The organism is Corallococcus sp. 4LFB, from assembly GCF_046520365.1.
GTDB classification, from domain to species: Bacteria; Myxococcota; Myxococcia; order Myxococcales; family Myxococcaceae; genus Corallococcus; species Corallococcus caeni.
This window is the reverse complement of record NZ_JBKGHJ010000336.1, coordinates 1-9,797: the sequence shown is the minus strand read 5'-3', so window position 1 is coordinate 9,797 and position 9,797 is coordinate 1. Positions and strand designations below refer to the sequence as shown.

Below are 9,797 nucleotides of genomic sequence, written 5' to 3'. Positions count from 1 at the left end.
CGCGAGCGCAGGGCCTGGTTGACGGCGTTGATGCGCCCGTCCGCCGTGAGCGCGAGGACGCCCGTGGGGATGTGGTCCAGGATCTTCCGCGTCCGGTCATGGAGCGCGGCGAGCTGGGCCGCGTGCCGGCGGCTCTCCCGGAGCCACCGCGCGGCGCCGCGCCAGCACCACGTACACCGCGAAGGCCACCAGGAAGAACGCCACCAGCGCGCCCGCGCCCAACAGCCGCACCACCAGCGACTGCTCGTGCGAGCGCAGCGCCGCGGTGGACACCAGCGTCGCCACCGCCCAGTGGCTGCCGCCGCGCATGCGGATGGGCGTGTAGACGGCCACCACCTCCGCGCGCCCCAGCCCCAGCCGCTCCGCCTCCTGTTCGGACAGGGGCAGCATGCCGCGCGCGCCGGCCTTCAGCCGCGACACGAGGAACGCGAAGCCGGGCACCCCGGAGTCCTTCTGGCTCGCGCGGCGGAACCACTCCGCCAGGCCCGGGTCGCTCGCGGGCGTGGGCTGGCCGTGCGTGCCCACGAGCAAGAGCCGCGCCTCCAGGTCCGACGTGACGATGCGCAGCGGCGCGAAGAAGGACTCCGTGTCCACCAGCACCGCCACCGCGCCCTCGGGCTTGCCGTCCGTCGCGGGCAGCGCCGTGGCCAGGATGCGCAGCCAGCCGCCGTTGGCCGCGTCCAGGATGGGCGACGTGGTGAGGTCCCCCGGCGGACGCTGCAACGCCCGGCGCGCCGTCCCCGCCATCTCCGCCACCAGCCCCTCGCGCGACACCTGCGCGTCCGGCTTTCTGTCCAGCAGCAACAGCCGCTCCGCGCCGTCGCCGTCGTACGCGGCGATGGCCTTGTACTGGCCCACCGCCTCCAGGAGCGCGCGCAGCTCCCGCCGGTGCTCCGGCAGGCTCCCCGGCTGGGACATCAGCTCCCCGGCGAAGCGCAGGTTCTTGCCCACCTCCTCCAGCGAGTCCGTGACGCCGCCCACGGCCTCGTCCAGCTGCTTCTGCCGGTCCCCCGCGAACTGCTCCACCAGGGTGGTCCGGCTGCGCTTCACGAGCGTCCAGACCCCCACCCCCACGCTCGCCAGCGCGGCGCACAACAGGAGGATGGGCAGGAGCGTGGACCGCATGGGCGGCCCCCAACCTAACCCGTTGGGTGGGTCCAAGTCCTTGTTTCCAATAGCTTTTATCCCACCTGCCCTCCGGTGCTTGCCCGTTGACGGACCGCGTCGGGGAGTGCTACCTACCGGTCGGTAGGTGAAGTGACCTACCGGTCGGTAGGTGGATTCAGGTCCGGCAGGAGCAGGCAGGCCGGAGAGGGAAGGCACGCATGACACCCACGGGGCGCAAACCGGACGAGGGCGAGCGGTACCGGACCATCCTGGAGACGGCGGCGCGGCTCATCTGCGAGCGCGGCTACGAGGGCACGTCGATGCAGGAGATCGCCGCCGCGTGCCGGATGACCAAGGCGGGGCTCTACCACCACATCCAGAACAAGGAGCAGCTGCTCTTCGCCATCATGAACTACGGCATGGACGTGTTCGAGGAGCAGGTGCTCGGGCCCGTGCAGGACGTGGCGGATCCGGTGGAGCGGCTGCGCCAGTGCATGCGGCACAACATCCACCTGGTGACGAGCGGCCGCAGCAAGGAGGTCATCATCATCCTCCACGAGCACGCCACGCTCACCGGCGAGGCGCGCGAGTACATCGACCGGCGCAAGAAGCGCTACGTGCGCTTCCTGGAGGACGCGTTCGCGGAGGCCAACCGCCTGGGCCGCCTGCGCGGCGTGGTGGACCCCACCGTCGCGGCCTTCTCGTTCCTGGGCATGATTCTGTGGGTCTACAAGTGGTTCAAGCCGGACGGGCGCCTCTCCGAGGAGCAGATCGCCGACGGCATGGTGGAGCTGCTCTTCCCCGGCGCCGCGCTCGGCGCCTCCGCCGCCGCCCTTCCACTGACGACGCGCCCGCGCTGCGCATGGTGCCGCGCGCCGGTTCCGCTTCCGGTTCCGGAGGGGAGCCCCAGTGAACCGCGCCCGGTGGAGTTCCCTGCCGGAGGCGGTGGCCTCCATCCCGGACGGCGCGTCGCTCGCGGCCGGCGGGTTCATGCTGGGCCGCGCGCCCATGGCGCTGGTGCTGGAGCTGGTGGCGCAGGAGAAGCGCGGCCTGCAGCTCATCTCCCTGCCCAACCCGCTGCCGGCGGAGTTCCTGGTGGCGGGCGGGTGCTTGAAGCGCGTGGAGCTGCCCTTCGGCGCGCTGGTGCTGGACAACCGCGTGCGTCCCCTGCCCTGCCTCAAGCGGGCCATCGAGGCGGGCGGGATTGAATGGCGCGAGCACGACGGCTACCGCGTGGTGCAGCGGCTGCGCGCGGCGTCCATGGGGCTGCCCTTCATCCCGGCGCCGGACGCGGACGTGTCGGAGCTGGCGGAGGTGGACGCGCCGCGCACGGTGGAGGACCCCTTCACGGGCCGCCGCGTGCCGGTGGAGCCCGCCTACTACCCGGACGTGGCGCTCCTCCACGCGCGGGCGGCGGACGACAAGGGCAACCTCTTCATCGAGGACCCCACCACGGACCTGCTCGTCGCGGGCGCCGCGAAGCGCATCATCGCCACGGTGGAGGAGCGCGTGCCGAAGCTGGCGCGCGTCACCATTCCCGCCTTCCAGGTGGAGCGCGTGGTGCTCGCCCCCGGCGGCGCGCTGCCCACGGGCTGCCTGGGCCAGTACCCGCATGACGACGCGATGCTGGCGGCCTACCTGGCCGCGGCGGAGGCGGGCGACGCGAAGGGCTTCCTCATGTCGCTGCGCGCGACGCGGAGCGCGGCATGACGACGACGACGGTGGACGCGACGCCCGCGGAGACGGTGGTGTCGCTGCTGGCGCGGGAGCTTGAAGACGGCTCGGTGGTGGCCACGGGCGTGGCGTCGCCGCTGGTCATCCTGGCCATCGCGGTGGCCCGGGCCACGCATGCGCCGGGGCTGACGTACCTGGCGTGCGTGGGCTCCCTGGACCCCGTGCTGCCGGAGCTGTACCCGTCCTCGGAGGACCTGCGCTACCTGGACGGCCGGTCCGCGGAGGTGAGCATCGCGGACCTCTTCGACCACGCGCGGCGTGGCCGGGTGGACACGGTGTTCTTCGGCGCGGCGGAGGTGGATCCGGCGGGCCGCACGAACATGACGGCGTCGGGCAGCCTGGAGAAGCCTCGGGCCAAGTTCCCCGGGGTCGCGGGCGCGGCCACGCTGCGCCAGTGGGTGAAGAACCCCGTGCTGCTGGTGCCCCGGCAGTCGCGCCGCAACCTCGTCCCGCAGGTGCAGGTGGCGACGACGCGCGACCCCAGCCGTCCGGTGCGGCTCATCTCCGACCTGGGCACGTACGAGCTGGGCGGGCCGCGCGGAGCGAAGCTGCTGTCGCGTCACCCCTGGGCGACGGTGGACGGCATCTCCGAGCGCACCGGCTTCGAGTTCGCGGTGCCGGACACCCTGCCCGTCACCTCGCTTCCGGACGCGCGCACGGTGTCCGCCATCCGCGCGCTGGACCCCCGCAACCTGCGCGACGCGCTCGTCGGCGGCTGAGACGTCTTCCCCACCCTTTGGCGCAACACGGAAAAGAGGCACCGCATGGAAGCTGTCGTTCTTCGCCAGTTCGGAAGTGCAGAGAACCTGCGTCTGGAGACCGTGCCGGTGCCCCGGCCGGGCAAGGGCGAGGTGCTGCTGAAGGTCCACGCGTGCGGCGTCTGCTACCACGACGTCATCAACCGCCGCGGCAACCTGCCCCGCACGCACGTGCCCGCCATCCTGGGACACGAGGCCGCGGGCGAGGTGGTGGAAGTCGGTCCGGACACGGTGGGCTGGAAGGTGGGCGACCGCGCGGCGACGCTGCAGCGCATGTCCTGCGGCGAGTGCGCGCTGTGCCTCTCCGGCCGCAACAGCCTGTGCAAGACGGACAACCGCTTCTTCGGCGAGGAGCTCCAGGGCGGCTACGCGCAGTTCATGGTGGCCCCGGTGCGCGGCCTGGGCCGCGTGCCGTCCGACCTGCCCTGGGCGGTGGCCGCGACGGTGTGCTGCACGCTGGGCACGGCCGTCCACACGCTGCGCACGCGGGCGAAGGTGAAGGCCGGTGAGACGGTGCTGATTACGGGCGCCAGCGGCGGCGTGGGCCTGGCCGCGGTGCAGCTGGCGAAGGTGGACGGGGCGCGCGTCATCGCCATCACGTCCGGCGAGGCGAAGGTGCCGGCGCTGAAGGAGGCCGGCGCGGACGAGGTGATTGTCTCGCGCGGCCTGGACTTCGGCTCGGAGGCGCGCAAGCGCACGCAGGGCCAGGGCGTGGACGTGGCGGTGGAGATCGTCGGCAGCGCCACCTTCGACCAGACGCTCAAGGCCATGGCGCCGGGCGGCCGCGTGGTGGTGGTGGGCAACCTGGAGTCGGGGGTGGTGAACCTCAACCCGGGCCTGGTCATCGTGAAGGAGCTGGAGATCCTTGGCGCGTACGCGACGACGCGCGAGGAGCTGGACGAGTCGCTGCGGCTGACGGCCAAGGGCCTCATCCGCCCCTTCGTGTCGGAAGAGGTGGCGCTGGCGGAAGCGGGCCGCGCGCACTTCCGGCTGGAGAACCGGGAAGTGGCGGGCCGGCTGGTGCTGGTGCCGCCCGCGGCGTGAGGCCTTTTGGATTCGCGACCTTTTGACTTGAGGAGCTCCCCATGAAGAAGCGGGTTGGAATCGAAGCGCTGGCGGTGGCGGTCCCCCGGCGGTACGTGGACATCGAGGACCTGGCGCGGGCGCGCGGCGTGGACCCGGCGAAGTTCACCGCGGGCCTGGGCGCGAAGGAGATGGCGGTCAACGACCCGGGCGAGGACTCCGTGTCGCTGGCGGCCACGGCGGCCGCGCGGCTCATCCAGCAGCAGGGCGTGGACACGTCCAAGCTGGGCATGCTGGTGGTGGGCACCGAGACGGGCGTGGACCACTCGAAGCCCATCGCGTCGCATGTGCACGGCCTCTTGAAGCTGCCGCGCGCCATGCGCACGTTCGACTCGCAGCACGCGTGCTACGGCGGCACGGCGGGCCTGATGGCGGCGGTGGAGTGGATCGCCTCCGGTGCGGGCGCGGGCCGCTCCGCGCTGGTGGTGTGCACGGACATCGCGCGCTACGGCCTGAAGACGGCGGGCGAGCCCACCCAGGGCGGCGGCGCGGTGGCGCTGCTGGTGTCGGAGACGCCGGACCTGCTGGCGGTGGACGTGGGGCTCAACGGCGTGAGCACCGCGGACGTGTACGACTTCTGGCGGCCGGTGGGACGGCGCGAGGCGCTGGTGGACGGGCACTACTCCATCACCTGCTACCTGGACGCCATGGCGGGCGCGTACCGGGGCTGGCGCGAGCGCGCGCTGGAGCAGGGGCTGGTGCGGTGGGACTCGAAGCTGCCCAGCGAGCAGTTGGCGCGCATCCTGTACCACGTGCCCTTCTGCAAGATGGCGCGCAAGGCGCACGCGCAGGTGCGGCTGTGCGACCTGGAGGACTCGGGCAGCGGGCCGGCCACGCCGGAAGCGCGCGACGAGGCGGCGAAGTCGCAGGCCAGCTACGACGCGCAGGTGGCGAAGTCGCTGGGGCTCAACGCGCGGGTGGGCAACGTCTACACGGCGTCGCTGTACCTGGCGCTCGCGGGCCAGCTGCACGCGGAGGGCGCGGCGCTGGCGGGCCAGCGGATTGGCCTCCTGTCCTACGGCAGCGGCTCCTGCGCGGAGTTCTTCTCCGGCGTCGTGGGTGAGAAGGCGGCGGAGCGCATGGCCCGCGCGGACCTGGACACGGTGCTGGCGAAGCGCGAGCGAGTGTCGGTGGAGGAGTACGAGCGGCTGATGAACCTGCCCTACGACGCGCCGGAGGCGATTGCCCCGGAGCCGGGCACGTTCCGGCTGGCGGAGATCCACGAGTTCCGCCGCAAGTACGCGGGGGCGTAAGGCTCCACGGCTTCAGGTGGAGTCCCCACGGGCGATGCGCGCTTCAAGAGCGTGCATCGCCCGTTCGCGTTCGCAGGGTCAGAGCGAGTCGAACTCGTCCGAGAACAGCAATCGCTGTCCCAGGATCGCCAGCTCCAGGAAGGCCACGAATTCATCATCCTTCCCCTTGAGCGACCGGACCCCGATGGCGGGACTGATCCGGATCAAGCCCTTGTCGTTCTCGGAGGAGGCCGTCGAGACCGAGAGGTAGGCGTTGACCCTGAACAGCCCAAGGAACCTCTCCTCGCCAGTCCCAATCAGGAGATCCGGTCCGGCGCTCAAGCGCCAGTTGCCGCGGGCTTCATCGACCCCTCCTATCCTTGTCCCACGGGAACGGGCCATGTCCCACGCATCCGGGGTCGCGTGTCCAAGGGGAGCGGACCCGGTGCCCGCGCCTTGCCCTTGAGGGGACCATGAACGTCTATCGGCTGCGGCTTCTCTTCTCCCATGCCCTGCGGGTCTCCCTGGCCACGCCCCTGCTGCTCACGGGGTGCCAGGGTGAACCCGGCGTGGAGCCTCCACCGGAGCCAGGGCCCGTCGACCTGAGCCAGCACTCGGACGTCGAGTGCGCGAACGGTCTGCCTGCCCTCACCGGGCTGGCCATCGACCCGGCGCCAGATGCGCTCCAGCTCCGCGTCGTGAACCACCGGACCCGCCCCCATGAGGTCCAGCTCGTGACCTCGGAGGGCCAGCCTTGCGCTACGGCGTCGGATCCCCAGGCATGCCTGGCGCGCATCGAAGCGCTGGAGGTGACTCGCGGCTTCCCGCGCATCTGTGGCTACAGCATGGAGTGCGCCGAGGGCTTCTTCGTCACGACCCGCGGCGACGAGGTGACGGCGTACACGACCGCGGACGCCGTCAGGGCATTGCTGGGCCGCATCGACACTCCACAGGAGGCCGCGCTCCTGGCCTACGCCTCGGGCTATGCCCTGTGCGGCCATCCGGCCTACGCGCGCGGGAAGGTGCGCGCCCTTCCAGACGGGAGCTTCAGCGTCGTCAGCATCCAGGACTACGACTGTGAGACGAACGTATACGAGACCCGGCACGACCTGAAGGTCACGGCGTCCGGGGTCGTGACGGAGGAAGGCACGTTCCCCCTCAAGGAGGGCACGCCCGACTGCACTGTCGGCCGCAGGCCCGTGGGACTCCAGCGCGGCCGGGCTGGGGACTGCGCCGACGCCAGGGGCGGCTACTTCGCCAACGCCGCCCGGCTGGAGGCTGCCGCCATCCACGCCTTCCTGCGCCTGCGCGAGGAGCTGGCCCTGCACGGCGCGAGCAGCGAGCTGCAGGACGCGGCGCTCGCCAGCGCGGCGGACGAGGTGCGGCACACCGAAGTCACCTTGCGCCTGGCCCAGCGCTTCGGCGCCACGCCGGTGCCTCCCGCCGTCACCGACCTGCCGCTGCGGCCCTGGAGCGAAGTGCTGCTCGACAACACCGTGGAGGGCTGCGTGCGGGAGACCTATGGCGCGCTGGTGGCGCACCACCAAGCACTGCATGCGAAGGACCCGGAGATCCGCGAGGCCATGGCGCGCATCGCCGAGGATGAGACGCGGCACGCGGGCCTGTCGTGGGACATCGACGCGTGGGCCATGCCTCACCTGTCCGCCGAACAGCGCGCCTCCCTTCAAGAGGCCCGGCGGCAGGCCGTCGCGGTGCTGCGCGCGGAGGTGGCCGCGCCGCTCGCCCCGGAGCTCACCGCCGACGCCGGGCTGCCCTCTCCCGAGGTCGCCGCGGCGCTGCTCGACTCGCTGGAGCAGGAACTCTGGGCCTGAGTCACAACCCCAGGAAGGCGAGCACCGCCGACAGGTCCTCGTCCGACAGGGCCTCGCGGCTGTAGAGCGGCATGGTGCCGCCGACGGCGAAGAAGCTGCCATGGCGCAGCTTCTCGATGACCACCAGCCGCCGGGGAGTGCCGGGGAAGAGCGCGTCGTAGTCGTCCGTCACCTCCGGCAACACCGACGCGAACGACGTCAGCCGGCCCTCCCCGGTGTGCGTGGCCCCGTGGCACGTCTGGCAGGCGGCGCGGTACACGGCGCCTCCCCGTCCGGCGTCACCGGGCGGCACGTCCTGGATGTCCTTCACCACCGTGAAGGGCAACGCGGGCGCGTCCGTGTCCGGGCTGATCCGCGCCAGGTACTCGTAGAGGGCCCGCGCCTTGGGGTCCTCCCGCGTGAGGGGGGACACGCCGCGCATGAAGCTCAGGTAGCAGAAGTTCACCGCGCTCAGCAGGTCCGTCTCGTAGCCGCCCCACCACGTCTGACGGAACGCCACGTTCTCCAGCGGGTAGCCCGCGAGCATCCGGTCCGGCTCGGGCGTGGCGCTCGTGGCGTGGCAGGTCGCGCAGGAGAAGCTGTTGTACTGGCTGTCCGACAGCCGGGCATCCTGGAACAGCGCCTCGCCGTACTCCGCCGCGGGCGTCGCGCCGCCACAGCCCGCCAGCAGCATGCCCAGCATCCACCCCCACCTCATGGCCGGCTCCGCAGCAGCGCCACCGAGTCCGGGAAGAGGCCCACCTGCACCGTCTTCACCACCCGGCGCTCCTCCAGCGATACGACGTGGAGCGTGCCCGGCCCCACGTGGTCCCCTTCGCAGACCGCGAGCGCGTAACGCTCGTCCGGCGTCAGCATCAGCTGGTGCACGTTGAGGCAGCCGCTGGGCGCCAGCGGAATCTCCCCGGGCACCGCCTCCGGATGGTCCGGATCGATGATGGCGATGGAGTCCACCGACTGGTACGGCATGTAGAGCGTGCGCCCGTCGGACGTGAAGGCCCCGAACATCGGCGCGCCCGGCAGCCACACCGTGCGCTGGGGATCCATGGTGAGCGTCACGGGGTCCAGGTACTGCACCGCGCGGCTCGCGAGCGAGCTGACCCACACCGCGCCCGTCGTGGGCGACACCGTGAGCGCATAGGGCTGGTGAAGGGGCCGCACCGCCGTGCCGGCGTTGTCCGCCACCTTCACGCGGCGCACCGGGTGGTCCGCCTGCTCCAGCTCGACGATGGCCACCTCGTCCGACCAGCAGGCGACGTAGGCGCGGCGCCCGTCCGGCGACAGGCGCACGGCGTGGGGCGCGGGACAGACGGGCACCATCGCCGTGCGCGTCATCGTCCGCGCGTCGAGGATGGCCATCCGCGAATCCATCTCCGCCTCCGTGCCTCCGCGCCGCGCCACCTCCGCGATCTTCAGCAGGTCGAAGTGCGTCTGGTAAAGCGTCCGCCCTTCCGCGCCGAGGAAGACGTCCCCCGGGTTGGGATCCACGCGCACCGACCCCACGACGGCGTGGGTGGCCGCGTCCAGCTTGAGGCAGTAGCCGTCCGCCTTCCCCGAGCCATGCGTCCCGTGCGGTCCGGAGCCGGAGCCCGGCACGTAGTTGGAGATGCCCACGTAATAGAAGTCGTTCTCCGGCGAGACGGCCGTGTGGTGGGGCCCCTCCAGCTCCACCGGGTTGAGCCCCACCGGGACGCGCGCCAGCTCTCCCCACGTGGGCGACTCCATCCCGTCCAGGTCCAGCAGGCTGAGGGTGTCCTCCAGGTTGTTGGTGATGATCAGCCGTCCCGCGGGCCCCACGGGCGGCAGCGGCGCGGACACCGGCCACGGCGCCTCGACGCCGTACTCCAGCTCCGGCACCTGGAGCGGCCCCGGGTCCGTCTCCCCACAGGCCCCGAGCACGCCCACCGTCAGCAGCCAGGCGCACGCCCTGATGGCGCGCCCCGTACGAAGCAGGCCGGTCGTCATGCCCTCGGGCTCCGCGCGGACGCCCCCCGCCGGGACCGGCGCATCCACGCCGTCACGAGCACCAGGAGCGCGCCCCGGCACCAGCCCCG

Annotated in this window: 8 protein-coding genes and 2 pseudogenes; 6 read left to right on the top strand and 4 right to left on the bottom strand. The window is 72.1% G+C overall.

Annotation, left to right across the window (positions count from 1 at the left end):
• Positions 1 to 1,125 (bottom strand): annotated as a pseudogene (locus ACLEQD_RS29150) (histidine kinase); the annotation flags it as partial.
• 200 nt (positions 1,126 to 1,325) lie between these two features.
• On the opposite strand from ACLEQD_RS29150, the pseudogene ACLEQD_RS29145 reads away from it, so the two are divergent.
• The 5 genes and pseudogenes from ACLEQD_RS29145 (at position 1,326) to ACLEQD_RS29125 (ending at position 5,935) form a co-directional block, all read left to right on the top strand.
• Positions 1,326 to 2,020 (top strand): annotated as a pseudogene (locus ACLEQD_RS29145) (TetR/AcrR family transcriptional regulator).
• Between the two features lie 77 nt (positions 2,021 to 2,097).
• On the top strand, positions 2,098 to 2,817 hold the full coding sequence (locus ACLEQD_RS29140) for a CoA transferase subunit A (RefSeq protein WP_410388482.1): 720 nt from the start codon (positions 2,098 to 2,100) through the stop codon (positions 2,815 to 2,817).
• Positions 2,814 to 3,560 carry a CoA-transferase subunit beta gene (locus tag ACLEQD_RS29135; protein ID WP_410388479.1) on the top strand — a complete coding sequence of 249 codons (747 nt, stop codon included), beginning with the start codon at positions 2,814 to 2,816 and terminating at the stop codon, positions 3,558 to 3,560. The genes ACLEQD_RS29140 and ACLEQD_RS29135 overlap by 4 nt, the downstream gene beginning before the upstream one ends.
• Before the next feature lie 45 nt (positions 3,561 to 3,605).
• Positions 3,606 to 4,643, top strand: a complete 1,038-nt coding sequence (locus ACLEQD_RS29130) for a zinc-binding dehydrogenase (RefSeq protein ID WP_410388477.1) — start codon at positions 3,606 to 3,608, stop codon at positions 4,641 to 4,643.
• 41 nt (positions 4,644 to 4,684) lie between these two features.
• Positions 4,685 to 5,935, top strand: a complete 1,251-nt coding sequence (locus ACLEQD_RS29125) for a hydroxymethylglutaryl-CoA synthase family protein (RefSeq protein ID WP_410388475.1) — start codon at positions 4,685 to 4,687, stop codon at positions 5,933 to 5,935.
• Between the two features lie 78 nt (positions 5,936 to 6,013).
• On the opposite strand, the gene ACLEQD_RS29120 is transcribed toward ACLEQD_RS29125, so the two are convergent.
• A complete protein-coding gene (locus tag ACLEQD_RS29120; protein WP_410388473.1) occupies positions 6,014 to 6,316 on the bottom strand; it encodes a hypothetical protein in 303 nt (100 codons plus the stop codon).
• A 71-nt stretch (positions 6,317 to 6,387) separates the two neighbouring features.
• Between ACLEQD_RS29120 and ACLEQD_RS29115 the strand changes: the two genes are divergently transcribed.
• On the top strand, positions 6,388 to 7,746 hold the full coding sequence (locus tag ACLEQD_RS29115) for a ferritin-like domain-containing protein (protein ID WP_410388471.1): 1,359 nt from the start codon (positions 6,388 to 6,390) through the stop codon (positions 7,744 to 7,746).
• A gap of 1 nt (position 7,747) precedes the next feature.
• Here the strand turns inward: ACLEQD_RS29115 and ACLEQD_RS29110 are convergent, their stop codons facing one another.
• Positions 7,748 to 8,443, bottom strand: coding sequence for a c-type cytochrome (locus ACLEQD_RS29110; protein WP_410388469.1), 696 nt, complete (start codon positions 8,441 to 8,443; stop codon positions 7,748 to 7,750).
• Positions 8,440 to 9,789 carry a hypothetical protein gene (locus ACLEQD_RS29105; RefSeq protein WP_410388481.1) on the bottom strand — a complete coding sequence of 450 codons (1,350 nt, stop codon included), beginning with the start codon at positions 9,787 to 9,789 and terminating at the stop codon, positions 8,440 to 8,442. Before ACLEQD_RS29105 ends, ACLEQD_RS29110 begins: the two co-directional genes overlap by 4 nt.
• Between the last annotated feature and the right edge of the window lie 8 nt (positions 9,790 to 9,797).

Bases quoted from the DNA above. Each gene is read 5' to 3' on its own strand.
- ACLEQD_RS29125 (WP_410388475.1), top strand. From the start codon at position 4,685: ATGAAGAAGCGGGTTGGAATCGAAGCGCTGGCGGTGGCGGTCCCCCGG.
- ACLEQD_RS29115 (WP_410388471.1), top strand. From the start codon at position 6,388: ATGAACGTCTATCGGCTGCGGCTTCTCTTCTCCCATGCCCTGCGGGTC.
- ACLEQD_RS29135 (WP_410388479.1), top strand. From the start codon at position 2,814: ATGACGACGACGACGGTGGACGCGACGCCCGCGGAGACGGTGGTGTCG.
- ACLEQD_RS29130 (WP_410388477.1), top strand. From the start codon at position 3,606: ATGGAAGCTGTCGTTCTTCGCCAGTTCGGAAGTGCAGAGAACCTGCGT.
- ACLEQD_RS29120 (WP_410388473.1), bottom strand. From the start codon at position 6,316: ATGGCCCGTTCCCGTGGGACAAGGATAGGAGGGGTCGATGAAGCCCGC.
- ACLEQD_RS29140 (WP_410388482.1), top strand. From the start codon at position 2,098: ATGCTGGGCCGCGCGCCCATGGCGCTGGTGCTGGAGCTGGTGGCGCAG.
- ACLEQD_RS29110 (WP_410388469.1), bottom strand. From the start codon at position 8,443: ATGAGGTGGGGGTGGATGCTGGGCATGCTGCTGGCGGGCTGTGGCGGC.